This window comes from Streptomyces morookaense, assembly GCF_013030945.1.
Taxonomy (GTDB): Bacteria; Actinomycetota; Actinomycetes; order Streptomycetales; family Streptomycetaceae; genus Streptomyces; species Streptomyces morookaensis.
Map to the genome: position 1 here is coordinate 1 of NZ_JABBXF010000216.1, position 506 is coordinate 506.

Consider the following 506-nt stretch of genomic DNA (forward strand, 5'->3'; position numbering starts at 1 on the left):
TTGTTGTTGTGGCTGACGAGGAAGACGGTGCCGGCTTCCTTCCGCAGCTCGCGGATGCGTTCCTCCGAGCGCTTCTGGAAGGCGCGGTCACCGGTGGCGAGGGCCTCGTCGATCATCAGGACGTCGTGGTCCTTGGCCGCGGCGATGGAGAAGCGCAGGCGGGCGGCCATGCCGGAGGAGTAGGTGCGCATGGGGAGGGTGATGAAGTCGCCCTTCTCGTTGATGCCGGAGAAGTCGACGATGGACTGGTAGCGCTCGCGGATCTGCTCGCGCGTCATGCCCATGGCCAGGCCGCCGAGCATGACGTTCTTCTCGCCGGTCAGGTCGCTCATCAGGGCGGCGTTGACGCCCAGCAGGGACGGCTGGCCGTCCGTGTAGACCTTGCCGCTCTCGGTGGGGAGCAGGCCGGCGATGGCCTTGAGCAGGGTCGACTTGCCGGAGCCGTTGGAGCCGATCAGGCCGATGGCCTGGCCGCGGTAGGCCGTGAAGCTCACGCCCTTGACCGC

General features: G+C 67.6%; 1 protein-coding gene. It reads right to left on the bottom strand.

The window, feature by feature from the left end; genetic code table 11:
• The coding region (locus HG542_RS34230) for an ABC transporter ATP-binding protein (RefSeq protein WP_171088341.1) at nt 1–506 on the bottom strand (506 nt) is incomplete at both ends.